At 73.2% G+C, this 25,213-nt stretch carries 25 protein-coding genes; 15 read left to right on the top strand and 10 right to left on the bottom strand.

The genetic code is table 11. The features are described from left to right. Positions 1–106: 106 nt before the first annotated feature. The 3 genes from AC067J_RS36140 to AC067J_RS36130 all read left to right on the top strand — a co-directional run bounded on the left by AC067J_RS36140 (position 107) and on the right by AC067J_RS36130 (position 1,627). Positions 107–595, top strand: coding sequence for an ATP-binding protein (locus AC067J_RS36140; RefSeq protein WP_478306590.1), 489 nt, complete (start codon positions 107–109; stop codon positions 593–595). Between the two features lie 166 nt (positions 596–761). Then, complete coding sequence (locus AC067J_RS36135) at positions 762–950, top strand: hypothetical protein (protein WP_478306588.1); 189 nt, start codon at positions 762–764, stop codon at positions 948–950. Positions 951–973: 23 nt separating this feature from the next. After that, on the top strand, positions 974–1,627 hold the full coding sequence (locus AC067J_RS36130; RefSeq protein WP_478306586.1) for a hypothetical protein: 654 nt from the start codon (positions 974–976) through the stop codon (positions 1,625–1,627). Positions 1,628–1,707: 80 nt separating this feature from the next. On the opposite strand, the gene AC067J_RS36125 is transcribed toward AC067J_RS36130, so the two are convergent. Both AC067J_RS36125 and AC067J_RS36120 read right to left on the bottom strand, forming a co-directional pair. Continuing rightward, the gene (locus AC067J_RS36125) at positions 1,708–2,193 is read right to left on the bottom strand and encodes a hypothetical protein (RefSeq protein ID WP_478306584.1); all 486 of its coding nucleotides are present in this window, start codon (positions 2,191–2,193) and stop codon (positions 1,708–1,710) included. Between the two features lie 17 nt (positions 2,194–2,210). After that, the gene (locus AC067J_RS36120; RefSeq protein ID WP_478306582.1) at positions 2,211–3,668 is read right to left on the bottom strand and encodes a hypothetical protein; all 1,458 of its coding nucleotides are present in this window, start codon (positions 3,666–3,668) and stop codon (positions 2,211–2,213) included. 266 nt (positions 3,669–3,934) lie between these two features. On the opposite strand from AC067J_RS36120, the gene AC067J_RS36115 reads away from it, so the two are divergent. The 4 genes from AC067J_RS36115 (at position 3,935) to AC067J_RS36100 (ending at position 6,776) form a co-directional block, all read left to right on the top strand. After that, positions 3,935–4,417 carry an ATP-binding protein gene (locus AC067J_RS36115; RefSeq protein ID WP_478306580.1) on the top strand — a complete coding sequence of 161 codons (483 nt, stop codon included), beginning with the start codon at positions 3,935–3,937 and terminating at the stop codon, positions 4,415–4,417. Between the two features lie 183 nt (positions 4,418–4,600). Further along, positions 4,601–4,771: a hypothetical protein gene (locus AC067J_RS36110; protein ID WP_478306578.1), complete on the top strand. Its 171-nt coding sequence runs from the start codon at positions 4,601–4,603 to the stop codon at positions 4,769–4,771. A gap of 80 nt (positions 4,772–4,851) precedes the next feature. Beyond that, complete coding sequence (locus tag AC067J_RS36105; RefSeq protein ID WP_478306576.1) at positions 4,852–6,045, top strand: JmjC domain-containing protein; 1,194 nt, start codon at positions 4,852–4,854, stop codon at positions 6,043–6,045. After that, a complete protein-coding gene (locus tag AC067J_RS36100; RefSeq protein ID WP_478306574.1) occupies positions 5,979–6,776 on the top strand; it encodes an aldo/keto reductase in 798 nt (265 codons plus the stop codon). The genes AC067J_RS36105 and AC067J_RS36100 overlap by 67 nt, the downstream gene beginning before the upstream one ends. On the opposite strand, the gene AC067J_RS36095 is transcribed toward AC067J_RS36100, so the two are convergent. Then, positions 6,764–7,591 (bottom strand): hypothetical protein, encoded by an 828-nt coding sequence (locus tag AC067J_RS36095; protein ID WP_478306572.1) that lies wholly within the window; start codon positions 7,589–7,591, stop codon positions 6,764–6,766. The two genes, AC067J_RS36100 and AC067J_RS36095, sit on opposite strands and share 13 nt — an antisense overlap. A 381-nt stretch (positions 7,592–7,972) precedes the next feature. Between AC067J_RS36095 and AC067J_RS36090 the strand changes: the two genes are divergently transcribed. Further along, complete coding sequence (locus AC067J_RS36090; RefSeq protein WP_478306570.1) at positions 7,973–8,692, top strand: hypothetical protein; 720 nt, start codon at positions 7,973–7,975, stop codon at positions 8,690–8,692. 115 nt (positions 8,693–8,807) lie between these two features. Here the strand turns inward: AC067J_RS36090 and AC067J_RS36085 are convergent, their stop codons facing one another. After that, a complete protein-coding gene (locus AC067J_RS36085; RefSeq protein WP_478306568.1) occupies positions 8,808–9,308 on the bottom strand; it encodes a cupin domain-containing protein in 501 nt (166 codons plus the stop codon). 114 nt (positions 9,309–9,422) lie between these two features. Further along, complete coding sequence (locus tag AC067J_RS36080) at positions 9,423–10,538, bottom strand: FAD-dependent monooxygenase (protein WP_478306566.1); 1,116 nt, start codon at positions 10,536–10,538, stop codon at positions 9,423–9,425. Positions 10,539–10,740: 202 nt separating this feature from the next. Between AC067J_RS36080 and AC067J_RS36075 the strand changes: the two genes are divergently transcribed. Further along, on the top strand, positions 10,741–11,688 hold the full coding sequence (locus AC067J_RS36075) for a TetR/AcrR family transcriptional regulator C-terminal domain-containing protein (protein ID WP_478306564.1): 948 nt from the start codon (positions 10,741–10,743) through the stop codon (positions 11,686–11,688). Positions 11,689–11,726: 38 nt separating this feature from the next. Here the strand turns inward: AC067J_RS36075 and AC067J_RS36070 are convergent, their stop codons facing one another. After that, positions 11,727–12,695, bottom strand: coding sequence for a GlxA family transcriptional regulator (locus AC067J_RS36070; RefSeq protein ID WP_478306562.1), 969 nt, complete (start codon positions 12,693–12,695; stop codon positions 11,727–11,729). A gap of 98 nt (positions 12,696–12,793) precedes the next feature. Between AC067J_RS36070 and AC067J_RS36065 the strand changes: the two genes are divergently transcribed. Continuing rightward, entirely contained in the window at positions 12,794–13,417 is a 624-nt protein-coding gene (locus tag AC067J_RS36065; RefSeq protein ID WP_478306560.1) for a cysteine hydrolase family protein, read from the top strand. Here the strand turns inward: AC067J_RS36065 and AC067J_RS36060 are convergent. Then, positions 13,404–14,186, bottom strand: a complete 783-nt coding sequence (locus tag AC067J_RS36060; protein ID WP_478306558.1) for an SDR family oxidoreductase — start codon at positions 14,184–14,186, stop codon at positions 13,404–13,406. The genes AC067J_RS36065 and AC067J_RS36060 overlap by 14 nt on opposite strands. 282 nt (positions 14,187–14,468) lie before the next feature. Here AC067J_RS36060 and AC067J_RS36055 point away from each other — a divergent pair, with 282 nt between their 5' ends. Further along, positions 14,469–15,389: a sigma-70 family RNA polymerase sigma factor gene (locus AC067J_RS36055; RefSeq protein WP_478306556.1), complete on the top strand. Its 921-nt coding sequence runs from the start codon at positions 14,469–14,471 to the stop codon at positions 15,387–15,389. A gap of 109 nt (positions 15,390–15,498) precedes the next feature. Here AC067J_RS36055 and AC067J_RS36050 read toward each other — a convergent pair whose 3' ends face one another. The 3 genes from AC067J_RS36050 to AC067J_RS36040 all read right to left on the bottom strand — a co-directional run bounded on the left by AC067J_RS36050 (position 15,499) and on the right by AC067J_RS36040 (position 18,348). Continuing rightward, on the bottom strand, positions 15,499–16,965 hold the full coding sequence (locus AC067J_RS36050; protein WP_478306554.1) for a trypsin-like serine peptidase: 1,467 nt from the start codon (positions 16,963–16,965) through the stop codon (positions 15,499–15,501). A 108-nt stretch (positions 16,966–17,073) separates the two neighbouring features. Then, a complete protein-coding gene (locus AC067J_RS36045; protein WP_478306552.1) occupies positions 17,074–17,724 on the bottom strand; it encodes a DinB family protein in 651 nt (216 codons plus the stop codon). Positions 17,725–17,772: 48 nt separating this feature from the next. Next, entirely contained in the window at positions 17,773–18,348 is a 576-nt protein-coding gene (locus tag AC067J_RS36040) for a nucleosidase (RefSeq protein WP_478306550.1), read from the bottom strand. Positions 18,349–18,744: 396 nt separating this feature from the next. Between AC067J_RS36040 and AC067J_RS36035 the strand changes: the two genes are divergently transcribed. From AC067J_RS36035 to AC067J_RS36020, 4 genes are all read left to right on the top strand, one after another. After that, positions 18,745–20,085 (top strand): hypothetical protein, encoded by a 1,341-nt coding sequence (locus tag AC067J_RS36035; RefSeq protein ID WP_478306548.1) that lies wholly within the window; start codon positions 18,745–18,747, stop codon positions 20,083–20,085. Between the two features lie 16 nt (positions 20,086–20,101). Next, complete coding sequence (locus tag AC067J_RS36030; RefSeq protein ID WP_478306546.1) at positions 20,102–21,058, top strand: glutamate ABC transporter substrate-binding protein; 957 nt, start codon at positions 20,102–20,104, stop codon at positions 21,056–21,058. A 142-nt stretch (positions 21,059–21,200) separates the two neighbouring features. Beyond that, positions 21,201–22,568 carry a hypothetical protein gene (locus AC067J_RS36025; protein ID WP_478306544.1) on the top strand — a complete coding sequence of 456 codons (1,368 nt, stop codon included), beginning with the start codon at positions 21,201–21,203 and terminating at the stop codon, positions 22,566–22,568. A gap of 5 nt (positions 22,569–22,573) precedes the next feature. Further along, entirely contained in the window at positions 22,574–25,213 is a 2,640-nt protein-coding gene (locus tag AC067J_RS36020; RefSeq protein ID WP_478306542.1) for a serine/threonine-protein kinase, read from the top strand.

The following is a 25,213-nucleotide window of genomic DNA, read 5'->3' as shown; positions in this document are numbered from 1 at the left end:
GGCCGATGATTGTTACCGGAAAGCAGCCTTCTGCTTGCACAGCGTGAGTGTGCGCGCCCTGGTCGCGAGCTGCTTCCACTCCCCCCTCACCCCCGGAGGCCCCGCCATGCCCGAGAACTGTGCCCACCACCCCCCGGCCGCCCCGCGCCGGCCCCGCGAGTTCGCCGCCCGGCTGGACTCGCGGCCCGAGTCCGCGCCCCTCGCCCGACTGCTGCTGCGCGCCTACCTCGCCGCCCTACCGTGCGGCGAACGCTACTCGGACGTCGGCGAGTTGCTGCTCGGCGAGCTGTTCGCCAACGCCGTCCAGCACAGCGACACGCCGCCGGACCGCTTCGTCGAGGTCCGGATCGCGCTGGTCGCCGACCGGCTCCGGCTCGAAGTCCACGACGCGGGCCGCGGGCGGCCGAACCTGCGTTCCGCGGCCACCGCCGACGAGAACGGGCGGGGCCTCCTGCTCGTCGACGAGCTCGCCGAGCACTGGGGCTGCTGCCCCCGCGCGGGCGGGATCGGCAAGTTCGTCTGGGTGCTGATCGCCCCGGCCTCCGACGGCACCGGCATCGGGCTCGGTCAGGTGCCGAGCGTGATCGCCGTCTGAGATTCCCTCCAAGGTGGGGTTTGGCTCAACTCCCCACCACTCCGCCGCCGATGACCTCGTCGGTGCGGGCCCGTACGGACGGTCCCGCCGGCACGAGAGGGATCACCTGATGCTGCGCGGCATGATCCCCAATACACAGATGAGTCCGTAATGGGGATGGTTCATCATGGACCGTATTTTCACGAACGAATACGACGGCTGCGGCAAGTGCCTGGTGGGGGTGCGCCGACTCTCCCGCAAGGTGGATGCCACCAGTTCCCCCGAGAAGCAGGTCCGTGAGGCTACCAGCGCCATCGGCGGGCACATCATCGCCTGGGCGGACGACTGGAGGTCTCGGGCGCCACGGACCCGCTGACGCGCCCCGCCCTCGGGCCGTGGTTGCGCGGGGAGAAGGGGCCTTACTCGGGCATCGCGGGCTCGACGGTGGACCGGATCTGCCGCATTCAGCGCGATGTGCTGACCACGGGATACATGATCAAGGACGCGGGCATGCTGCTCGTGACCTACGGCCACGACGGGCCGTGGGACCTGGACGACACCGTGGACCGAGATGCGGTTCTCCATGGAGGCGCTCGACGCACAGATGGAGCTTCAGGCCATCCAGCGCCCAACCGCGAGGAAACCGTCAGGGCGCGGGAAGCGGGCGTTCCCAAGCGGAAGAGCGCCTACGGCTACCGGTACGTCCGGCTCCGCCCGGGCGGGATGCGCTGGATTCGGCTTGACCAGACCGTGGGTGAGCAGTGGCTCGCCGCTGCCGACGCTGCTGCCCGGCGGGAGCTGTTGGCGCAGAACGAGGTCCGGGCGACCCTGTACCCGATGGGGTCCGAGGCGCGGATTCGGGTGCCCGGGGTGGAGATGGAAGCCCTGGCCATGGAGCAGGAAGCCGCCGCCGAGCGAGCGCTGACCGAGGCGGAGTTCGCACTCGAAATCGCTCAGGCGGAGGCCGACCTCACCTATCAGGCCGAGGTGGAAGCAGAAGCGTTCGAGGGTCTGCCGATGGACTCGGAGACCGTTTCGCCAGTGCACTCGTGAACCCATCGGGGCGGCTTGAGCCCTGACCGACCGGCCCGCGCTCTGATCTTGGAGCGCGGGCCGGTCCGGTATCGGGGTCGTCAGCTTGCGCGGACAGTACCTTCGGGCCAGACGACGGTTACGGGCACCTGAGCTGCACGCGCCGCCGCGACGGTGTCTGCGGTGCCCCCGCGCCCGTAGCCGGGCCGGCCGTCCCAGACGGCGAACAGGTGGTCGGCACGGCGCAGCAACTCGGTGTTGGCGGCTTCGTACGCCTCGCGGTTGGCCTCGGCGAACGGCATGACCACGACCTCGGTGGCGGCCTGGTGAAGGCGGTCGAACTCGGCGGCGAACGCGGGCTTCACCTTGAACTGCCGGTAGTCGGTCGACGGGACAACGGCGACCAGTCGACCGCCGAGCGACAGCACCACGTCGGCGAAGATCGAGTCCGCACCCTCCGCGATGCACGAGACACCGGTGAGGCCGTGCTCGATGTGGTCGGCGAGCAGCGCTTCTAGTGCTCCACGGACCAGGGTGACGCTTTCTTCGGTGAGGTCCATGTGCCCGGTCACCGCGATCACGGTCATGCCGCTTCCCCTTCGGGTCAGTTCGCCAGTAGCTCGCGGATGCTATCGCGGGCTTCCTTGACAGCCGGGTTCGTTGATTCCCGGACGGTGTAGCGGTAGAGGCTGCCGAGTTGGGCGCGGACCCGGTCGGATTTGGTGAGTTCGGCGGCGGCGACTGCACGCCCGGTCTCCACGATGGCTCCTGGTACGTCTCCCATGAGGAACTGGGCCTCGGCGAGCCCGATCCGGTCCAGTGCGTGGGAGCGGCTGGCCTCCGATCCGCGTTCGCTCAGGGCCGCCCGGATGTGGTCGGCGGCGGCCTCGGCATGGGCGCGCGGGTCGGTGCGGGCGAGGTCCAACAGTCGCCCGCCGGTGACTCCCGAGATCTCGGCTCCGCCGAAGTAGGCGATCCAGTGCGGTTCGTCCTCGGGGGCGCCAGCGGAAGCAAGTTCCTCCTCGGCTTGGCCGGTCGCTCGGCGGAACGCGGCGACCCGCCCCATCGCCGCGTAGGCCCAAGCCTCCCGAGTGCGGAGCATGGCCCGGACCCGGGCACCGGCGTGTCCGCGACTGCCCTCCTGTGCGAGCCGGACGAGTTCGAGCGCGTCCCCGGGCTGTTCCGTGTAGAGCATCTGACGGGCCATTCCCGCCAGGACGTTGGCGCCGAACGCACGGTCACCGCCTTCGTGCGCCGAGCGAAGCGCCAAGCGGTAGTAGTCCTGTGCGCGGCGCTGGTAACCGGAGTCCCACATCATGGTCGCTGCGGACCCCGCGAGTTGCGCCATGACGCAGTGGAGCCGTCGTTCGATGTCGGGTCGCTGCCGGTCTTCGAGAGCGGCGGCCGTGTCGTTGAGCTGGCCGAGCACAGCCTTGGTCCGCAGGCCTCCGCCGAAGCGGTGGTCCCACTGGCGGAAGGCGACGGCGGTGTGTTCGAGCTGGGCGATGTCGTGGGTTCCGAGACGGCCCGGCCGTCGGCGCTCGGAGGCGGCTCCCGGTGGGACCAACCATCCTTCGAGTGGATCGAGGAGAGCGGTCCCGGTGATCGCGGCGGCGGTGAGAAGGCGGGTGGCGGTGCGTCTGTCCATGGCGAGATCTGTTCCGGTGAGGGCGGCGGCCAGTGCGGTCGTCACCTCCGGCTGCCATGGGAAATCAAGGTCCGGCGGGCTGACCGCGATCGGGTACGGCACCTCCGTGCTGTGCTTCTCCCATGGGCGCGGGGCCAGACCGAGAAGACCGCCGGGGATGCCCAGCCCGTCCGCGATCCGGGCGATCACCTCGTAGGAGGTGATCCGCTTGGAACCGTCGGACATGATCACGGAGACCTTGCCCGGTGTCAGTTGGCAAGCCGCCGCGATGCGGTTCTGGGACAGACCGCCGTACTTCTTGATCAGGCCGAAGACTGCTGCGAAGTCGTGCTCGGTGAGTGCCAGGCGGAGGTCTTCGCGTGCTAACAGCTCAGCTGACAGCAGCGGACCACGGGTCGGGCCGGTGTGCGTCATCGGACACAGCCTTCACTGGAAGCATATCCGGTTACGGATCATCACATCCCGTGCTCGTGGAGCGTATTACCGCCTAGGTAATACGCGGTGGGCATCGTCTGAATCTGCCTCCGACCCGATCCTTTTGGAGTGCGGTTCGCCGCACAGTCCGAGAGTCCGGTTGGAGGTCGCATGCCTGTCACTGTCGCTGCCGCGTCTGTCGGCCCCTGCGGGTCTGGGCGCTTCGGGCAGCCCACGTCCGTCGGTTCGAACGGCGGTGGTTGCCGGTGAGTGGCATCGCTTCGTTTCCGGTGTCGCAGGAGTGGAATGTCGAGCCGGACCCGCTGGCAGTCCCGGCAGCCCGCCGGCTGGTGGTCGAGATCGCACGGTTCTGGAGCGTGCCGCTGTCCGACGATGCCTTGCGTGACGTCGAACTGTGTACGAGTGAGCTTCTGGCCAATGCCATGGAGCACACCGGAGCGCGCTGCAAGGTGACGGTGTGCTGGACAGGTGTTCGCCTGCGGGTGGAGGTGGCGGACACCATCCTCCGGCTCCCGGACCCGGACTCGGTGCAAGGCACCGTGACGGGAGGACGGGGCCTGATGCTGGTCGCAGGGCTGTCCCACTCCTGGGGATGGGATCCCGTTGGGGTCGGGAAGGTCGTGTGGTTCGAGTGCGCGGCTGATCAGCTGGTGACGGCCGATTCGCGACTCGCGGTGCTCGTAAACGCCGCACAGGCATGGGCTGACCCGCTCGCCCCGATCACCTGACACCTCCTCATTCTCCACCTGGCCGCACTCGGGAATCGCGGCCTGGTGGACGAGTTGCGCCAGCCGCTACCCCCTCGGCGGGCGCCGCTCACCGCTCCATGACCCCGTGCCGGAAGCACGGGGTGTCTGCCCTCAGATCTTCCGCTCACCGGTGGGCGGAAGCCGACATGGAAGGAGCACCACGTGAACGACACCACGAGGAAGCCGCCGACGGACACGAGCGGGCTGCTGGTCGCGGTGGAGGAGTTGACCGCCGTCCAGGACAGGTACGACAGCCTCCGCTCCGACAACGCCGGTTCCTCGGGCGACGCGCCGTGGCCCGGTGGTGACGGCAACCTGACCGAGGTCGCGTAGGACCCGGTCACCCCGGGGGCGGGGGCTCGCGCACCGAGCGGGCTCCCGCCCCGTGTCCAGCACGCCCCACGGAGGTAGCAGTGGAACACCGCTTGGTCACCGCCATCGAGACGGCCCTGAACTGGGACGGCTCCGGACCGATCGGCACAGGCTTCGCGCTCGGCCGGACCGAGGACGACGCGCTGATGTCGCGCATCCTCACCTCGAACAAGCTCCTCGACATCGTCATGCGGCGCAGCCTCAACCGGCCGCAGTTCCGCGCCTTCCAGAAGGGCGAGGAAGTCCACCCGGCCGTCTACTTCACCGATACGGTCAGTCCGCGCGGACAGTCCGTCCCGATGGCCAACATGCACCGTCTCGGCGACCTGCTCCGGCAGGGCGCGACGCTGATCATGGACCAGGTCAACGTCTTCGACCCCACGATGGAAGTCACCTGCCGCGCCTTGCAATGGTGGGCACGTGAGCGGGTGCAGGTGAACGCCTACCTCACCACCAACGACGCCGCCGGCTTCCCGCTGCACTGGGACGACCACGACGTGATCGTCGTCCAGCTCTCGGGCGAGAAGGACTGGGAAGTCCGGTCCACGTCCCGCACCGCGCCCATGTACCGGGACGCCGACCCCAACAACACCCCCAGCGAAACCGTGATCTTCAACGGCACGCTCCAGGCGGGCGATGTCATGCACATCCCGCGGGGCCACTGGCACCAGGCGACCCGCACCCGCAGCGGCACTGGTCACAGCCTGCACGTCACCTTCGGCATCACCAAGCGCACCGGCGCCTCCTGGCTGGCCTGGCTGGGTGACTGGTGTCGCGAGCAGGAGGTCTTCCGCCACGACCTCGACCGCACCGGTGCCGACATCACGCCCTTGGTGGAAGCCGCCACCCGACTCGTCGGCCGGCGCGGTCCGGAGGACTACCTGACGGTCTACGAGCAGCAGGCCGCTCCCGGCCGACAGGTGCCGTTCCTGGACATCTTCGGCCGACTCGACGCCGTGGTGTGCACCACCCACTTCCAGCCCCGGATCACGGAGCACGGAAGCACCGTGGGCGTCACGGCGGCGGGTAGGCAGCTCACCTTCGCGGGCAAGGCGCTGCCCGCCCTGCGGCTGCTGCTGAGCGGTCAGCCGGTCCTGCTCGACCACGCGGCCGAGACTGCCGGGGACGAGGTCCACGAGGTGGCCGACATCCTGATCAAGGAGGAGCTGTGCGCACCGCTGACCGACGAGCTGTCCTCGGGCTACACCGGTCTCGTCACCACCGCGACCTCCTGACCGGGGCACTCGACCTCGGCGTCACCGCGATCGACACCGCCTCGAACTACTACCGCCACCGCTCCCACCGCCTGCTCGGCGAGGTGGCCGGCGACCTGCTCCCGAAGTTCTCGATCTCCACCAAGGTCGGCTACTTCAGGGACGGGCACAGCCTCTCCCCGGAGCGGCTCCGGAAAGCCGTCGGGAGGGCAGTGGCAGACCTCGGCCGCGAACCGGACACCGTCCTCCTGCACAACCCCGAGCACTCGACACCTGACGCCGAAGCCCTGTCGCGGGCGTGTGCGGTGCTGGCCGGCGCTGCGAAGCAGGGGCAGTGCGGTTCCTGGGGGATCTCCACCTGGGACCCGCTCCCGCTGGTCGGCCTGGACCCTGCCCGGCCGGATGTACTCATGGTCCGCTCGGGACTGCTGGTCAGCAGTAGCGTTCTCGACGCCGCTGAAGCACTGGTGACGGCCTGGAGACCCACCGAGGTCCGGGGGATGAGCCCCTTCGGTGGCAGCACCACTGACCCCGTATGGGGAAGGGCCGATGCACGGATGTTCCTGCCCGCACCCGATGCCACGCCGGTACAAGCGGCGTTCCGGGTCGCCTTCGCACTACCCGAGGTGGAAGCGGTAGCGGTCGGCACCGATGACACCGAGCACCTGCGGGAGTTGTGCGGCGGCCTGGAGTACGAAATCGACACCGACGTCCTCCGGGCTTACCGGCAGCTCCTGCGTCAGTCGGTCTGAAGCTCCTTCACCACCTGCTCCGCGAGTGCGCGGGCTCCATCAAGGCGAGGGTCCTCGGGATGTGCGTACGGCCCGAGGATCTTCGCCGCGACGAACAGCGTCATCAGCTTGCCGTCCCGGCTGGCAAAGTCGGCGCTCCGCTCGGTGCGGACGCGATCGGCCAGCGCGGGTACCGCGAGCGAAGCACCCCACAGCGTGGCCGAGTCCAGTCCGCGCGGGGCCATCCCCCAGTCCTCCCAGTCGAAGACGCAGAACTCGGGCGCCGTCACGTTGGCCCAGTTGAGATCCGCGTGCGCCGGACGCCACTCGCTCACCGTCGCCTCGACCTGCGGGAACACCTGGCGGATCGTCCGCGCCACCAACTCCTGCGTGATCGTCTCCGTGTCCGGCGTGGCGATCCGGTTCGTCCGGTGCAGCGCGAGCGCGTCCAGTGAGCCGTTCAGCTGAGCCCACCAGCCGGACGGCAGCTCGGGCTCATCGGCCACGACCGCCGATCCCACAGGTGGGGAGGGCAGGAGATCGGTCTCGTCGGCCCGCCACATCACCGGTTCGGCCTCGTCCCGCCACTCGACACCGGCCAGCCACACGGGCTTCGCGATGCCGCTCAACGCCTCCGCCGAGGGCGTGCCGTCACCGCCCTGCACACCGATCCGGTCCAGCCCGCGCCGTTCGATCCGCACCCAGGTGTCGCGCTCGGTGCGGGCGCCGACGGACCGGCGCTTGCGGACCACGGTTGCCCGGTCGAACCGTGTCGCCAACGCGCCCTCGACGCGTTCCAGTACCCCGTCAACCGGCACCCGGCGCAGATCCGTCATGGGACAACGGTAGCGATTCCCTGCGGAGTCGGAGGTGATTCGGTGGCCTGGAGCGCTCCGGTCCGATCGTGTGACGCCAGGGTGCCGGCATGCGGTGACCACTCCGGCCGGGCTCCCCGCCCGGCCCGCACGGCTGCGCGACAACGTCGGTGCCAAGGGCATGTGGGAGGTCGGCCCCATCCCTGAATGGCCGGACCCCCTGCCCTCCGCCTCGCGCCGACCGCGAGCACCACACCCCTCTTGGTCGGCGCTTCTACGTGGTCTGCGCCAACGCCTGATCCCGTAGGCCGACTTGCTGCGGCCCCGGGTCCGCGCGCCGGTCGCGGACCCGGGGCCGGAGACCCACTTCCACAACCCGTACGACCGACCTACCGTCAAGTCATGCAACCGGTGCGGATGGACCGTTCGGTCCCGGGCGTGCTCGACCTGGTCCTCTGGGAGCGCGGCGGCTCCCTCCGGTACGCGGTCACGACCTCGCTCGGGTCGGTGATGGCCGTACCCGCGCTGTTCCTGCTCGGGGTGCTCGTCTCCACCCCCGTGGCCGTCGTGATGCTGTTCACCGGCACGGGGTGGGGGCCGGTCTGGTCGGTGGCCGCGGTCATCGGCGGCGCGGCGGCGGTCGCGGGGTGGGCCTTCCTCACCCGCAGCGCGTTCCACGAAGTGCACCGGCTGCGGTTCGCGCCCGCCGACGGGCCCGCCACGGTCACCCTGGTCCGGGGAGCGCGGGCCGGTCGGCCCCTGCCCGTCTCCGCACTGCAGTGCATCCGGATCGAGCACTCCACCGAGGAGCCGTACGACGGCGACCCGCGGCCGACCACCGTCACGGTCACGCTGACCGCCCTGCTGGCCGGTCACCGGCTGGCGCCCAAGTCGCTCCCGGCGGACACCGACACCGCCGCCCTGCACCGCGAGCTGCGCGCGGCCCTCTCCCCGTCCGTGCCGGTGGAGCTGCACGTCCGGCACCGGCGGCGCCCCCGGCCCGCTCCCCCGACCATGCCGCCACCCGCGCCGCCCACCGCTCCGTCCCGCCCGGGTTCGCGCCGCCGGCCGGGCGCCTCGCGGAGCACCCCCGGTCGCGGCGGACCGTCCGCCGGAGGCTGAAGCCGGGGCCGGGGAAGCGGGGCCATGACCACCCGCGCTCCCGTTCCCGCTCCCGCCCTTCCCCCGCTCCTACTCCCGCCCGCCCCCGTTGCGGCACCAGCCGCTTGCCCGCGGGTCACTTGCCGGCCGCGGCCTCCAGGGCGGCGCGCCACACCGGGCTGTCCACGTAGTGGTTGTCGTACAGCTCGGAGGAGTCCTTGATCTCCTGCGGGTCCGCCTCGCCGCGCACCACCCGGCCGAGCAGGCGCAGGTAGTCGAAGCGGGGCATGCCGGGCGTGAACACGAAGAGCACGTCGGCCTCGGAGCCGGGCGCGGCGGCGAACGCGTGCGGGGTGCGCGGGGGGACGAGCAGGAAGTCGCCCTCGCCGAGGGTCTCGACCTTGTCCTCGACCAGCACCTGGAGCGACCCGCCGATGACGAAGAACATCTCGGAGGCCCGGGTGTGGAAGTGGGCCGGGGCGCCGACGGCGCCCTTGGCGAAGGAGGAGCGGTAGCTGGTGATCGGGCTGCCGTCGGTGCCGCAGTCCGCGAGCAGGGTCATGACGCTGCTCGGGTCGCTGGTGGTCTCGGCGGTGGCGGCGCGGGTCAGCAGCGGCTTCAGCGGGCTGGTGCTCATGGTGGTGTCTCCCTCTTCTCGGGCGGTCCCGGCTCCCTGCCGCGACCTCGTGATGATCACTCTATTGCGTTGATCGACCCTGGATATGGTGCATTTTCGTCCCGGAATCATGGGTCAATCGATGTCCAGCGAGATCGCGTTCTTCGCCCGCTCGATCGACTCCTCGGACGCCGGGCCCCCCGGGTTCTCGGTGGCCAGCGCCTGGTTGAGGCCGACGAACGGGCGCATCCGCCGCTCGTACCGCTCGAAGGCGGCGGTGTGGCCCTCGCCGGCCGTCCGGGCGCGGCCGAGCTCGTCCGCCAGCAGGTAGGCGCCGACCAGGGCCAGGCTGGTGCCCTGGCCGGACAGCGGTGAGGCGCAGTAGCCGGCGTCCCCGAGCAGGACCGTCCGGCCGGCCGACCAGTTCTCCAGGTGGACCTGCGCCATCGCGTCGGCGTAGAAGTCGGTCGAACGGTGCAGCGCCTCCAGCAGCCGGGGCGTCTCCCAGCGCAGCTCCGCCATCCGTTCGGCGACCAGCTTCCGCACCGCTTCGGCGTCCCGCTCGGCGGGCTCCTCGCTCATCCAGCCGAAGGTGACCCGCAACTCCCGGTTGTCGCGCACCGGGTAGACGCCGTAGCCGGCCTCGCCGTCGCGCTGCCAGACCTGCCAGTCCTCCAGGCCGAGGAAGTTGTCGGCCCCGAAGATCGCGACGTGGGTGCCGAGCGGGCGCAGGAACCGCTCCTCGGGGCCGAAGGCCAGCCGGCGGACCCGCGAGTGCAGGCCGTCCGCGCCGACCACCAGGTCGAAGGTGCGCGGCTGCCCGTGCTCGAAGGTGACGTGGACGCCGTGCTCGTCCTCGCGGAGCGCGGTGATGCTGTCGCCGTAGACGAACTCGGCCTGGCCGGCGGCCCGTTCGTGGAGGATCGCGACCAGGTCCTCGCGCAGCAGCTCGACGTCCGCGCTGTCCAGGCGGCCACTGCTGTAGGTCGCCTCGGTGGAGCGGTGCACCTCGTTGCCGTCGGCGTCGAGGACGGACATGCCGCGCATCCTGGTCCGGACGGCGCGGACCGACTCGCCCGCGCCCATCCGCTCGACCACGTCGAGGGCGACGCCCCGGATGTCGACCGCCTGGCCGCCGGTGCGGTGGCCGGGGGCCAGCTCGACCACGGTCGGGGCGAAGCCGTTCCGGTGCAGCCAGTGGGCGAGGGCGGTGCCGGCGATGCCTCCGCCGGAGACGAGGACGGTCTTCATGGGTACTCCCTGGTCGGTGTCGTACGCTGTAAGCGCTCTGAATGTACGACGTAAATTCAGAGCGTCGCAAGCGCCCACCAGGCCTCCCACCACACGATCTGACCTAGGACAGCCGTCCCTGCCGGGCGATCACCGCTGCTAGGGTCTGAGCTAGTACAGGACATCCGCGCCCGCGAAAAACTTCTCCCGAGGAGCCCGACCCATGGCACCGGAGACCGCCCCGCCCTTCCAGCGCATCGCCGCCGACCTCCGGCGACGCATCGACACCGGCGAGCTCGCCCCCGGCGACCGGGTGCCCTCGACCCGGCGGATCGCCCAGGACTGGGGCGTCGCCCTCGCCACCGCCACCAAGGCACTGACCGTGCTCCGCACCGAAGGCCTGGTCGAGGCCCGGCCCCGGATCGGCACCGTCGTGGCCGGGACCACCGCGCCGACCCCCGCCGACCCCCACCGGCCACCCCGACCGGCCGCGCACGAAGGCGAGTTGAACCGCGAGCGGATCGTCCGGGCGGCCCTGGAACTCGCCGACACGGAGGGCCTGCCCGCACTCTCCATGCGCGCCGTCGCGGCCCGGCTCGGAGTCTCCGCGATGTCCCCGTACCGGTACGTCACCAGCAAGGACGAACTCGTCCTGCTCGCCGCCGACGCGGCCTTCGGCGAGGCCTCCTACCCCGCCGAACCGCCCGCCGGCTGGCGGCCCCGGCTGGAACTCGGCGCCCGCACCCTCTGGGGACTGTTCCGCCGCCACCCCTGGCTCGCCCAACTCAGCCCCGTCACCAGGCCGCTGATGCTGCCGAACCTGCTGGCGCACGCCGAGTGGGCACTCGCCTCACTGGACGGCCACGGCCTCGACACCACGGCCATGATGGACATCCACGTGCTGCTGTACAGCTACATCGAAGGCATCGCCGTCAACCTCGAACGCGAAGCCCAGGCGGAGTCCGCCACCGGCGTCACCGCCGACCAGTGGACGAACAGCCGGATCCCCACCCTCGACCCCCTCACCACCGCGCGCCGCTTCCCGGTCTTCACCCGGCTGATGACCGAACTCACCAACGGCTACGACCTCGACCTCGACGCCCTGTTCGAACTCGGCCTCGCCAACCTCCTGGACGGCCTCACCCCCCGCATCGAGAACGCCGGCCCCTGACGGCCGTGCCACGCCCCGGGGGCGGGCCCGCCCGTCGTTCAGCCCCCGTCCCGGCCGCGGAAGGTGCGGCGGTACTCGCGCGGGGCGACGCCGACGCGGGCGGTGAAGGCCGGGCGGAGCGAGACGGCGGAGCCGAAGCCGCAGCGGACGGCGACGGCGTCCACCGGCAGGTCGGTGTCCTCCAGCAGCCGTTGGGCCGTCAGCACCCGCTGCTCCAGAAGCCAGCGCAGCGGTGTGGTGCCGGTGGCGGCGACGAAGCGGCGGGCGAAGGAGCGTTCCGACATCAGGGCGAGCCCGGCCATCCGGCGGACCGTCCACGGGGAGTCGAGGGCGGCCAGCACCTCGGCACGGGCCCGGACCAGCGGGTCCTCACCGTCCGCGCCGCCGTCCTCCGGGACCGGGGACGGGATGAACTGCGCCTGCCCGCCCGAGCGGAACGGCGCGGTGACCATGGCGCGGGCGATGCTCGCGGCGGCCCGCTCGCCGTGGGCGGCGCGGACCAGGTGCAGGCAGAGGTCGATGCCGGCCGCCACCCCGGCCGAGGTCCAGATCCGGTCCTCGCCGGTGAACAGCACCTCCGGCCGGACGTCCACCGCCGGGAAGCGGCGGGCCAGTTCGCCCGCGAGCGCCCAGTGCGTGGTGGCCGGGCGGCCGTCCAGCAGTCCGGCCTCGGCGAGCACGAACGCGCCCGCGCAGAGCGAGGCGACGGTGACGCCGCGCTCGTGTGCGGCGCGCACGGCGGCCGGCACGGCGGGATCGCGCGGCTCGTAGGGCCGTTCCATGCCGGGGACGACGACGAGGTCGCACTCGGCCAGCGCGTCCAGCCCGTGGTCCGGTACCCGTTCGAGCCCGCCGCCGAGCCGGGCCCGGGCGCCGGACGGCCCGCAGACCCGCAGTTCGAAGCCGGGCAGTCCCGGCCGGCTCGGCCGGTTGTCCCACACCTCCCCGATCACCGCGTAGTCGAAGGCCCGGACGCCGTCGAAGACCAGACAACCCACCGTACGCACGACGACGGCCCACCCTCCTGTCGGTTTGGCAGGATCGTATCGATGGGTGGCTCCACCGCCCATCACCCCGCCGGGCGGGCCCGCCGCAGGATGGACGCATGACGAACACCAGCGCCTTCGACGCCCCGCTCACCATCGACTCCGACGCCGTCCTGGTGGTCATCGACGTCCAGAAGGGCTTCGAGGACACCGCGTTCTGGGGCGGGCGCGACAACCCCGGTGCCGAGCAGCGGATCGGCGAGCTCATCGACGTGTGGCAGGACACCGGACGGCCGATCGTGACGGTGCAGCACACCTCCCCGACCGGGCCGCTCGCGGAGGGCACCCCGGGCCACGAGCTGAAGGACTTCGTGGCCGCGGTCGAGCCGGACCTGCACATCACCAAGACGGTGAACAGCGCCTTCTACGGCACCCCGGACCTGCACGCCTGGCTCCAGGAGCGGGGCGCGAAGCAGGTGGTGACCGTGGGGATCATCACCAACGTCTGCAACGAGACCACCGCGCGGATGGCCGGCAACCTCGGCTACGACGCCGTCTTCCCGATCGACGCGATGCACGCCTTCGACATGGCCGGCCCCGACGGCGTCACCGTCCCGGCCGCCGAACTGGCCCGGGCCACCGGCACGGTGCTGCACGCGATGCGGTTCGCCAAGGTGGTCACCACGGAGTCGGTGGTGACGGCGGCGAGGACGGGCGCGTCGGCGGTGGTCAGCCGGCCGTGACCCGCTCCGCGAGGAACGCCTCCCAGGTGCGGGTGCCGAGTTCGGCACCCGCCAGGGTGAGGTTGTCGCCCGCCCGGTAGGCGCGGCCCAGGCCGCCCGGGACGCGCACGGGCAGCATCGGGCGGCGCCGGCCGGTGGCCCCGAGGTGGTCGCGGACCAGGTCGGCGAGCGTGCGGACGGCGGGGCCGGCGAGGTCCGGCACGTGACCGGCGGGGGCGTCCAGGGCCAGTTCGACGAGGCGGGCGGCCACGTCCCGCGCGTCGACGGGCTGCCAGCGGACGCCGCCCGGGGCGGGGACGACGGGGAGCCTGGCCATGCCGGCCGCCACCTTCAGGGCCAGGTCGTGGAACTGGGCGGCGCGCAGCACGGTGAACGGCAGGCCCGAGTCGGCGACCGCCCGTTCGGCGGCGTGCTTGGCCCGGAAGTAGCCCAGCGGCACCTTGTCCGCGCCGATCACCGAGATGTGGACGAGGTGCCGCACCCCGGCCCGGCGGGCCGCGGCGACCAGGTTGCGGGTGGCGACGTCGTCGCCCTTGGCGCCGCCGGCCAGGTGGAGCACCGTCCCGACGCCGGCCACCGCCGCGTCGATGCCCTCCCCGGCCTCGCCCTTGAGCAGGTCGCCCGCCACGTAGTCGACGCCGTCGGCGGCCGGGCGCGGGGTACGGGTGAGCACACGGACGTCCCGGCCGGCCGCGCGGAGCAGGGGGAGGACGTGGCCGCCGAGGGTGCCGGTGCCGCCGGTCACGAGGATGGGTGCGTTGTTCGTCACGGTCGTCTCCGTTTCGCCGTCGCGTCGGGTGGACGCTCGGTCCGGGCGCTTCGTCGCGCCGGTCCGTCGGGTGCTTCGTCACGCTGGTTCGTTGCGCTGGTTCGTTGCGCCGGCTCGTCGGGGTGCTTCGTCGCGCCGGTTCGGGGTGCTTCGTCGGATGTGCGTCGTTCGGTCGATCCGTCGGGGCACTTCGCCTCCCGGCCGGAAGTTGATCTTCCGGCGGGAGCCGCTAGTTTCGTGCTCCGGAGCAATGACCCTCGGCGGCGAAGGAATGTGACACGGGTGGACGAGAAAGTTCTGTCGGCCGAACTGTTCGAGGCGCACCGGCCCCATCTGCGGGCCGTCGCCTACCGGATGCTCGGCTCGATCAGCGAGGCCGAGGACGCCGTCCAGGACACCTGGCTGCGGTACGACCGGACCGACACCTCCGACGTCGAGAACCTCGGCGGATGGCTGACCACGGTGGTCGGGCGGCTCTGCCTGAACCAGCTCCGCTCGCGCGCCCAGCGGCGCGAGGAGTCCTTCGAGTCGCGGGCCGAGGCGGGCGCCGCCGAGGTGCCGCGGATACCGGACCCGCTGATCGGGCGCGCGGACGCGGTCGACCCGGAGCAGGAGGTGCTGCTGGCCGACTCGGTCGGGCTGGCGCTGATGGTCGTGATGGAGTCGCTGGCACCCGCCGAGCGGGTGGCGTTCGTGCTGCACGACATGTTCGCGGTGCCCTTCGAGGAGATCGCGCCGCTGATCGAGAAGACCGCGGCCGCCACCCGCCAGCTGGCCAGCCGGGCCCGCCGCAAGGTCCAGGGGCAGGCCCCCACCCCGGACCGGGACCTCGCCAGGCAGCGGGTGGCCGTCGACGCCTTCTTCGCCGCCACCCGGGAGGGCGACCTGGAGGCGCTGCTCGCCGTCCTCGACCCGGACGTGGTGCTGCGCGCCGACGGGTCGGCCGGCCCGCGGGACCGGCGGCCGGTGGTCCTCAACGGCGCCCGGACGGTGGCCGGCCAGGCCGTCATGTTCCACAGCCTCGCGCCGTACGCGCGCCCGGCGCTCGTCAACGGCGCGGCGGGTGTCGTGGTGATCGGCGCGAACGGGCGGCCGATGTCGGTCATGGCCTTCACCGTGGTCGGCGGGGCGATCGTGGCGATCGACGTCCTGAGCGACCCGGAGCGGCTGGACGCGCTGGACCTCACGGCGTTCGACGCGTAGCCGGACACCGCGGACGGCCGCGGCCGCCCGCCGCACCGGTTTCCCGGGCGGGGGCGGCCGCGGCCGTGCCCGGCCCCCGCGGTGTGCGGGGCCCGGGCGTGTGCCGGGCTCAGCCCTTCTTGGAGATGAAGTCGTACGCGCCGGCCGCGACGTCGTCCAGGTACGGGCCCGCCTGGAACTTCGGCTCACCGGTGTGCTGGCCGACCGACACGTTGCTGACCAGGGCCGGCTTGCCGTCCTTCGCCGCCAGCCAGCCGCCGCCGCTGGAGCCGCCGGTCATGGTGCAGCCGATCGCGTGCATCGGCGGGCGGCTCGGCTCGTACGACAGGCGGGTCGGCCGGCCGCTCTCGCAGCGGTTGAGCTCCATGCCGTCGAACGGCGGGGCCGCCGGGTAGCCGTACTCGGTGACGGCCAGCTGGTCGCGCGGGGCGTTGAACCAGACCGGCACCGCGCCGCCGACCGTCTCCTCCAGCGACTTGGCGCCGTCGGCGGGCTTCACCCGGATGATCGCGAAGTCGTAGTGGGTGGCCGGGTCGCCGCCCGTGCCGCCCTCCGCCTTCCACTGCGGGGAGGTGACCGCCTGGGTGGCGCTCCAGATGCCGAGCGGCGCGTACTGGGACTCGTCGGCCTGCTTGCCGCCGCTCAGCGCCCCGTTGCTGTTGAACGCCGGGATGAAGGAGATGTTGCTGAAGAACGCGCCGCCCTTGCCCTGGTGGACGCAGTGGCCGGCCGTCCAGACCAGGTTGCTCTTGCCGGGGTGGGCCGGGTCGGCGACCACGGTGGCGGAGCACTGGTAGTGGTTGAGCCCTGCGGCGGCGTCCGCGCTGCTGCCCGGGGCGTCGGCGAACAGCTTCCCGTGCACGCCGAGCTTGGTGTACGGGTGCGGGAGGGGCTGCGCGTTGACGGTCTTGGGCAGCGGGTCGTTGCCGTTGTCGGCCGGCTGGGCGGGCTGAGACGGCTGCGCCGGCTGCGCGGGCTGGGAGGGCTGAGCCGGCGCCTGCGTCGGCTTGCCCGGCTGCGTCGGCTGGCCGGCGGGCGGCTGCGGCGGTGCCTGCGTCGGCGGTGCCTGCGTCGGCTGGGCCGGCGGCGCCGGGACCTGCGAGGCCGGCTGCTGGGTGCTGGACGGCTTGGGCGCCGCCGGGGTGGTCGGGTGCCCCGGCTGGGTGGGCTGACCGGACGGAGGCTTGGTGCCCGGCGCGGACGGCACCCCCGGCGCCGTCGGCTGGGCGGGCGCCGTCGGCTGGGCCGCGGGCGGCTGCGCGGGCGGCGCGATCGGCTCGACCGGCTTCGCCTTGAGCAGCTTCTCCAAGCTCCAGAAGCCCTTGGTGGCGGCCGGGAGGGCGTAGTCCTTCGCCCACTTCTCCCAGTCGTCGAACTTCCACTTCTTCAGGTCTTCGAGATTGGCGGGCAGTCCGAGATTCGGTTGCGCGCCCGCCGTGGCGGCGGCATCGGCCGAGCTGTTGTCCGGGCCGCAGGCCGCGGTGGTGAGCAGGGTCAGCGCGAGAACGGACGCCCCGAGGGCGCTCCCTGCGGTGCGAGCCGTGCGACGGCCCGCATTCCTACCTGACGATGACATGAACTTGTGAATCCCCCTGTGTGAAAGCGCACGGCGCCGCCGGAGCGGCGCCGATGGTGCGCGGGGGAGTATTCCACTGTCCGTCAGCGAGCCGCCCACCCGCCCCCGTCAGCGACCGACCGCGCCGTCCAGCCGCTCCCGGAGGATGTCGGCGTGCCCGGCGTGCCGCCCGGTCTCCTCGATCATGTGGACCAACAGCCAACGCATCGACGGCGCTTCGGCGTTGGGTCGCAACGACCGCACCCCGGGGCGGTCCAGGCCGGCCGCCGCCGCGCCGATCACCTCGTTGGCCCGGGCGATCGCCTCCCGGTACGCGGCCACCGACTCCGCCACCGTCTCGTCGCCGGGCGAGGGCGCGTCGTCGTCCCACGGCTCGACGTCGTCGCCGCGGTAGGCCCAGAGGAACCAGTTCAGTTCGACGGCGGTGAGGTGGCGCACCAGCCAGAGCAGGCTGGTCCCGGACGCCACGCCGGGCCGCCGGGCGTCCTCGTCCGACAGCCCCTCCGTCTTGGCGATCACGCAGGTGCGCAGGTAGTCCAGGAAGGTGAGCAGCGTGGTGTGCTCGTCGGCGTTGACCCCCGGCGGCCGGAGGTCGCTGCTCCCGACCCCGGGAGCCCCGTTCGCGAGGCCGCCGACAGCGGCACCGCCGTCAGTGGTCCGCCCGGTCGCGGCGTGCTCGGTCGCGGTGTTGTCGGTCGCGGTGTTGTCGGTCGTGGCGTGCTCGGTCGCGGCGCGCTCGGTCGTGGTGTCGTCGGTCACGCCCGCCACCCTAACCACCCCGACCGCCGGCGCAGCCCTGACGGACCTTCACCACCCCTGGGCGTGAAGCCAGTCGGCGAGGTGGCGGGCGCAGGTGTCGACGGACTCGCGCCAGGTGTGGACGGCGCCGTCACCGGCCTCGTCGCTGACGTGCTTCACCAGGCGGACCGGGACGCCGGCGCGGTGGGCGACGGTGGCGACGGCGTAGCCCTCCATGTCGACCAGGTCGGCCTGCTCCGCCAGCCGGTCGCGGGCGGCCGGGTCGGAGACGAACAGGTCGCCGGTGGCCAGCACCGGGCCGTCGCCCTTGCCGACGACCAGCGGGGCGCCGTACGTCCGGCCGGTCAGCGCGAACAGGGCCGGGGTGTCGATGTCGTGCTGGAGCACCTGGGTGACGGTGTGGGTGCCCTCCCAGCCGGGGCGCAGGGCGCCGGCGGTGCCGAGGTTGACCACCTCGGAGGGGTGCTCCCCGCCGGCGAGGACGGTGGCCAGCGCGGCGGCCGCGTTGAGCTTGCCGATGCCGGTGAGCAGCACCGGAAGGCGGTCGCCGAGGTAGGCGGCCTCCTCCCGGACGGCGACGACGAGCAGCGGACGGTCGGCGGAGATCGTTCCCAGAAGGCGCATGGCGCCCATCGTACGGAGCACCCGCGTCCACCACCGGACCGGCACAACCGGACCCCAGCCCTCCGGCCGTCCCGGGAACCGCATAGGGTGCATCCCGCGTCGACCCGATCGCCGCCCGCCCCGCACCCTGGGGGCGCGGAGCCCGGGAGACCCCCGGTCCGGCGGCGCACAGCGGTACGGAGAAGCTCAAGATCGGCGCAACTCGGGTGTGGCCGCGGGGAGTGACGGCCATACTGCTGGCAACGGCCGGGCCCCGAATACGGGTGCGGGTCACAGGGGAGGGTGAGGCTGGTGGCGACACCGGTACGTACGAAGGGGTCGGGCGCGCTCGCACCGGGGCGGCCGGACGGTTCATCAGCGGCCTCGCCGGGGCGCAGCGGCGGCCCGGCACCGGGCATGGCGGCCGTGGCGGCCGCCGCGGCCGGGCCGGTCGCCCGGCTCGCGCAGGCCACCCGGACGGCCCCGGGCCGGCTGCGGCTGGCCGGGGCGCTGCTGGCGGTGCTGACCCTCGTCTTCGGCGCGCTGACCGCCGCCCAGCTGAACTCCCGCGCGCAGGCGGCGAAGCGGGTCGTGAGCTACAGCCAGCCGCTCAGCCAGGCCGCCGCCGACATCCACCTCTCGCTGGCCGACGCGGACACCACCGCGGCGACCGGCTTCCTGCTGGCGGGTGCCGAGCCGAGGGCCGTCCGGGCGCGCTACGAGGAGGACCTCAGGAGGGCCTCCCAGCTGATCTCCGAGGCGGCGGCCCGGACCACCACCTCCTCGCCCGCCCAGGAGTGGCTCTCCGCCCTGAACCAGCAGGTGCCGGTGTACGCCGGGCTGGTGGAGAGCGCGCGGGCCGAGAACCGGCAGGGCTTCCCGCTCGGCGGCGCCTACCTGCGGTACGCCTCCGAGCAGATGCGGACCGTGCTGCTGCCGGCCGCCGCGAAGCTCACCGCCGCCGAGAACGAGGCACTGGCCGACGACCTCGCGGACGCCCGGGCGACCCCGTGGGCCGGGTACCTGCTGGGCCTGCTGGCGCTGACGGCGCTGGTCTGGGTGCAGACGGCGCTGTTCCGGCGGACCAACCGGGTGTTCAACGTGGGGCTGCTGGCCGCGACGGCCGCCGTCCTGTCCGGGGTGCTCTGGCTGACCGTGGCCGCGACCGGCGCCGACTCCACGCTCCGGCGGGCCGAGCGCGAGGGCGCGGCGCCGCTGCGGGTCCTCAACGCCGCCCGGGTGGACGTGCTGACCGCCCGCCTGGCGGAGAACCTGCACCTGGTGGCGCGCGGCTCCAGCACCAAGTACGCCGACCTCTGGTCGAAGACCACCGGGCACCTGTTCGACGGCACCGCGCCGGGCCGCGCGCCGGCCGGCACGCTGATGGAGGCGCGCACGCTGGCGCCGCCGGACGCCGTGGGGCCGGTCGACCAGGCGTTGCGCGACTACCAGCAGTGGCGCGAGCGGCACGCCGCGGCGAGCGACCTGGAGAACAAGGAAGGCGACTACCAGGCCGCGCTGGACGCCACGGTGACGGTCAAGGAGGCCGACGTGCCGAAGACGGCCGACGCCTCGTTCAACGCCGTCGGCCAGCAGCTGGACCGGGCCGCCCTCCTGGAGGAGGGCGAGTTCCGGGACGCGGCGCTGGGCGTCGACGGGGACCTGCGCAACGCGGCCGTGGCGGTCGCACTGCTGGGCCTGCTCGCGGCCGTCGCCGCGGTCCGCGGGCTCGGCCGCCGACTGGCCGAGTACCGGTAGAGGGGGGACGGGAACGATGGGCAGGGCAACGGTACGGGCGGCCCGGACGGCGGTGGCGCTGACGCTGCTGGCGTCCGGCGCGGTGGTGCTCGGCGCGAGCGGTCCGCAGCGCGCCGCCCTCACGGCCGGCGCGCCGCTGGAGCTGCGGCCCGCCGCGGCACCGCAGCAGGCGCAGGCCGGCAACGACTGCGACGTCTACCAGAGCGTGCCGCCGAGCGGTGAGGACGGCGCGGCGGTCAAGGCGATCAAGGCGAGGCGCAACCTGGTGATCGGGGTGGACCAGAACAGCTACCGCTGGGGCGCCCGCAACCCGAACACCGGTCAGATCGAGGGCTTCGACATCGACCTGGCGCGGGCGATCGGCACCGCGATCATGGGCGACCCGGAGAAGGTGACGCTCAAGGCCGTGCCGACCGCCGAGCGGATCAAGTTCGTCCAGGAGGGCCGGGTCGACCTGATCGTCCGGACCATGACCATCACCTGCGAGCGGCTGCAGCAGGTCGGCTTCTCCAAGCCGTACTTCAAGAGCAGCCAGCGGGTGCTGGTGCCGAAGTCGTCGCCGGCGCGCACGATCGACGAGGCGGTGGACGGCAAGACCGTCTGCGCGGCGTCCAGTTCCTCCGCCGAGGACGAGCTCAAGTCCCGGCCGAAGGTCGGCAAGGTGGTCTCGGTGGAGAACCACCTGGACTGCCTGGTGCTGATGCAGCTCGGCAAGATCGACGCCACCATGACCGACGACGGGCTCGCGGCCAGCCAGGCCGCCCAGGACCAGACCGTCCGCGTGGTGGACGGCGAGGTCCGGCCGGCCGTGATGGGCATCGCGATGCTGAAGAACAGCACCGACCTGACGGCCCGGGTGAACCAGGTGCTCACCGAGTACCACAACAGCGGCGCCTGGCGGGCGGGCTACGACAAGTGGCTGAAGCCGTACATGCTCAACGACGCCGAGCACTACTGGCCGACGCAGCGGTGAGGGCTCGGTGAGGGCCGCACGGGCCGGGGGCGGGGCGTCCCGGGGGGGCACCCGCTAGGGTCGGGACGGATCTCGGAGACCCCCCGGGGCGCGCGACCCGGGGACACCGGACCACGGAGCAGGCGAAGGAGGAGAGAGGGCGTTGGCGGCTTCTGCTGGCCCGGTGCTGAGCCGGGACGAGGTGGACCGCGCGCTGGCGCGCCTCGGCGCGGAGCGCGACGCGGTCGAGTCCGCGCTGCTCTCCCTCCAGGACCACCCCGGCCTGCGCCTGCTCGACGGCGCCGCGCTGACCGGCCGGACGCAGGAGCGCTGGTCCGTCGCCGGGCAGGGCCTGCCGATGCTCTGGGCGCTGTTCGACCGCTACTCGGAGGCGCTCGCCTCGGCCCGCGCGGTGCGGGCCCGCAAGGCCAGGCCGGGCGGGCCCGAACTCGCCGAGCTGAGCGAGCTGCTGACCGGCGACGCGGTGACCGTCCCCGGCGGGGCGCCGGACGGCGCGCAGCTGCTCGGCGCGCCCGCCCGGCTGGTCGAGCGGGTCAGCCTGGACGGGCTGATGAGCAGGATGAACTCCTGGTACGCCACCGTGCTGGAGGTGGTCTCCGCCGCGGACGCGGTCTGGACGGCGCTGCCCGCCCGGATCGACCTGCTGCTCGCCGAGCTGCGCCGGGTGCAGACCCTGGCCGGCTCGCTCGGCGTGCACGCCGGCGGCCACCCGCTCGGCGACGACCTGGTGGGGCTGGACGCCGACCTGACCGGGCTCCGGGCCGAGGTGCGCAGCGACCCGCTGGCGCTGTGGCGGCCGGCCCGGGTCCCCGCCCAGCGCGGGACCGTCCCGGACGGCGGCGCGCTGGCCTCACCGTCCGGGGTGGTGGACACCGAGCGGTTCGACCGGGCCGGGCGGGCGCTGGACGGCGTCCGGCTGGAGCTGGAGAACCTGCTGCGGCTGCGCGACGACGCCGAGGAGCGCCTGCAGGGCGTCGGCGACCTGCTGCAGCGGGCCGACGCCACGCTGGCCGAGGCCCGCCGGGCGCGCGGCGAGGTGCTGGCGAAGATCGCCGCGACCGAGGTGCCGGCCGTCCCCGGACCGGCTTCGGCACTGCGCGAACGGATCGTGGTGGCACTGGAGTTGCGGCAGAGCGGGCAGTGGTACCGGCTGGCGCCGCTGCTGGACGCGCTGGAGGACGCGGCCGCCAAGGAGCTGGCCCGGGCCCGGCAGTCGCTCACCGAGGTGACCCAGCCGCTGGCCGTCCGGGCCGAGCTGCGCGGGCGCCTGGACGCGTACAAGGCGATGGCGGCCCGGCTGCGGGTGGCCGAGGACCCGGTGGTGGTGGAGCGGTACGAGAAGGCGCGCTGGCTGCTGTGGAGCGCGCCCTGCGACCTGCGGGCGGCGGCCGCCGCGGTGGCCCGGTTCCAGCAGTCGCTGCGGCCCGCGCAGGGCGAGGCGGCACAGGCGGCGGCCGGCGGGGAGCCGGTCGACGGACAGGCAGCACAGGGACAGGGACTGGGGGGCTGAGGGTGATGGGCGAGACGTGCGTACGGCCGGAGTGCACCGGCACCGGGACGATCGACGCGGACGGCTACTGCGACGAGTGCGGGCTCGCCCCGGCGGGCACCTCCTCCGTCTCCTCGAAGACCGCCTCCGGGCAGGCTTCCGGGCAGGCTTCCGGGAATGCCGCGGGAGCGGGCACCGGAGCGGTCCGCGTACCCGCCGCCCGGCAGCCCGCGCAGGCGGCGGGCCCCGGCCTGCCGTGCCCGCGCCCGTGCTCCGGGACGATCGACGCGGACGGCTACTGCGACGAGTGCGGCCTCACCCCGCCCGAGGCCCCCGCCGCGCAGTCCACCGCGTACTCCTCGACCCTGCACGTCGTCCTCGACCCGGACACCGGCTCCTCGCGCGCCGGCTCGACCCGCACCGGCTCGTCGCGCACGGGTTCCTCCCGCACCGGCTCGTCCCGCTCGCTGTCCGGCCGCTCGCGCTCGCACCGGTCCACCCGGACCGGCAGCGGCCGGTCGGTCTCGGTGCGCAGCAGCCGGGGCAGCGGCACCGCCGGCACCCGCCACCGGCTGGGCGCCGGCCTGGTGACGGTGCCGACCGTCACGGCGGCCGACCCGGCGCAGGCGGTGCTGGAGAACCCGGAGGTGCCGGAGCGCAAGCGGTTCTGCTCCAAGTGCGACACCCCGGTCGGCCGGGAGCGCAACGGCACGCCTGGCCGCCCGGACGGGTTCTGCACCAAGTGCGGCACCCCGTACTCGTTCACCCCGAAGCTGCGCCGGGGCGACCTGGTCGGCGGCCAGTACGAGGTGGTGGGCTGCCTGGCGCACGGCGGGCTCGGCTGGATCTACCTGGCGGTGGACCGGCGGGTCAGCGACAAGTGGGTGGTGCTCAAGGGCCTGCTGGACACCGGCGACGAGGACGCGCTGGCGGTGGCCGTCGCCGAGCGGCGCTTCCTGGCCGAGGTGGACCACCCGAGCATCGTGCGCATCATCAACTTCGCCGAGCACCCGGACCTGCGCACCGGCGCGACCGACGGCTACATCGTGATGGAGTACGTGGGCGGCAAGTCGCTCAAGGACATCGCGAACGAGCGCCGCACCCCGGACGGCCGGCGCGAGCCGCTGCCGGTGGAGCAGGCGATCGCGTACGCGCTGGAGGCGCTGCCCGCGCTGGGCTACCTGCACGCCCGCGGGCTGATCTACTGCGACTTCAAGATCGACAACGTGATCCAGAGCGGCGACACGCTCAAGATCATCGACATGGGCGCCGTCCGCCGCCTCGACGACGACGGCCCGATCTACGGCACCATCGGCTACCAGGCGCCGGAGATCGCCACCGACGGCCCCTCCCCCGCCTCCGACCTCTACACGGTGGCCCGCACCCTCGCGGTGCTCAGCTTCGACTTCCAGGGCTACTCCACCACCTACCGGGACACCCTGCCCGGCCCGGAGTCCGTACCGGTCTTCGCCGCGTACGAGTCCTACTACCGCTTCCTGGTCCGCGCCACCGACCCGGACCCGGCCCGCCGGTTCGCCTCCGCCGAGGAGATGGCCGACCAGCTCACCGGCGTGCTCCGCGAGGTGCTGGCCCTCCAGGACGGCCGGGCCCGGCCCGCGCCCTCCACCCTCTTCGGCCCCGAACTGCGCGTCGTGGACAACGAACTGGTCGCCCCGACGGTCCGGCCCGGCGTACTGCGGCTGACCGCGCTCGACCCGGCCGCCGCCGCCCTCGCCCTGCCCGTCCCCCGGGTCGACCCGGCCGACCCCAACGCCGGCTTCCTCGCCACCCTGCTCGCCGCCGACCCGGAGGAGGCGCTCGCCGCGCTGAACGGCGCGCCCGCCGACTCCGCCGAACGCCGGCTGCGCGAACTGCGCGCCGTCCTCGAACTCGGGCGGCACGACCGGGCCGCCGAGGCGCTCGCCGCCCTGGAACGGGAGTACCCGGACGACTGGCGGGTGGTCTGGTACCGGGGCCTGGCCTCGCTGGTCTCGGCCACCCCGGCCGGCACCGGCGACGCCCCCGACGAGGACGCGCTGCGCGCCGCCGCCGAGGCCTTCGACGCCGTCTACGACGCCTTCCCCGGCGAGGCCGCCCCCAAGCTGGCCCTCGCCGCCTGCGCCGAACTCCTCGGCGACGGCGGCGACGCGGCCGAGTTCTACCGCCTGGTGTGGAGCACCGACCAGAGCTACCTGAGCGCCGCCTTCGGGCTGGCCCGGGTCCGGCTCGCCGACGAGGACCGGGCCGGCGCCGTCGCCGTCCTGGAGTCCGTGCCGGCCACCTCCAGCCAGTACACCTCCGCCCGGATCGCCGCCGTCCGGGCCCGGCTGCGCGAGCGGCCCGCCACCGACCCGCTCGGCGCCGACCTCGGCGCGAGCTCCGAGCAGCTGACCGCGCTGCACCTGGACGACCGCCGCCGCGAGGAGCTCGCCGTCGAGGTGCTCGGCGCCGCGCTCGGCTGGGTCACCGCCGGGTCGCCCGGCGAGACCGGCCTCGGCCGGACGACCGGCGAGGTCAGCGTGCTGGGACGGCCCGCGGTGGAACGGGAACTGCGGTTCGCCCTGGAGCAGTCATACCGGGTGCTCGCCCGGTTGGCCGACCGGGCCGAGAACAGGATCGAGATGGTGGAGCGGGCCAACCGCGCCCGCCCCAGGACGTGGGTGTAA

Source organism: Kitasatospora sp. NPDC042419 (assembly GCF_056437345.1).
The sequence above is the reverse complement of the archived record's forward strand: the minus strand, read 5'-3'. Positions and strand labels throughout refer to the sequence as shown.

Coding starts and splice junctions, on each gene's coding strand:
- AC067J_RS36020 (WP_478306542.1), top strand. CDS start 22,574: ATGGGCGAGACGTGCGTACGGCCGGAGTGCACCGGCACCGGGACGATC.
- AC067J_RS36135 (WP_478306588.1), top strand. CDS start 762: ATGGACCGTATTTTCACGAACGAATACGACGGCTGCGGCAAGTGCCTG.
- AC067J_RS36125 (WP_478306584.1), bottom strand. CDS start 2,193: ATGACCGTGATCGCGGTGACCGGGCACATGGACCTCACCGAAGAAAGC.
- AC067J_RS36065 (WP_478306560.1), top strand. CDS start 12,794: ATGACGAACACCAGCGCCTTCGACGCCCCGCTCACCATCGACTCCGAC.
- AC067J_RS36080 (WP_478306566.1), bottom strand. CDS start 10,538: ATGAAGACCGTCCTCGTCTCCGGCGGAGGCATCGCCGGCACCGCCCTC.
- AC067J_RS36075 (WP_478306564.1), top strand. CDS start 10,741: ATGGCACCGGAGACCGCCCCGCCCTTCCAGCGCATCGCCGCCGACCTC.
- AC067J_RS36140 (WP_478306590.1), top strand. CDS start 107: ATGCCCGAGAACTGTGCCCACCACCCCCCGGCCGCCCCGCGCCGGCCC.
- AC067J_RS36095 (WP_478306572.1), bottom strand. CDS start 7,591: ATGACGGATCTGCGCCGGGTGCCGGTTGACGGGGTACTGGAACGCGTC.
- AC067J_RS36035 (WP_478306548.1), top strand. CDS start 18,745: ATGGCGGCCGTGGCGGCCGCCGCGGCCGGGCCGGTCGCCCGGCTCGCG.
- AC067J_RS36085 (WP_478306568.1), bottom strand. CDS start 9,308: ATGAGCACCAGCCCGCTGAAGCCGCTGCTGACCCGCGCCGCCACCGCC.
- AC067J_RS36030 (WP_478306546.1), top strand. CDS start 20,102: ATGGGCAGGGCAACGGTACGGGCGGCCCGGACGGCGGTGGCGCTGACG.
- AC067J_RS36040 (WP_478306550.1), bottom strand. CDS start 18,348: ATGCGCCTTCTGGGAACGATCTCCGCCGACCGTCCGCTGCTCGTCGTC.
- AC067J_RS36090 (WP_478306570.1), top strand. CDS start 7,973: ATGCAACCGGTGCGGATGGACCGTTCGGTCCCGGGCGTGCTCGACCTG.
- AC067J_RS36120 (WP_478306582.1), bottom strand. CDS start 3,668: ATGACGCACACCGGCCCGACCCGTGGTCCGCTGCTGTCAGCTGAGCTG.
- AC067J_RS36050 (WP_478306554.1), bottom strand. CDS start 16,965: ATGTCATCGTCAGGTAGGAATGCGGGCCGTCGCACGGCTCGCACCGCA.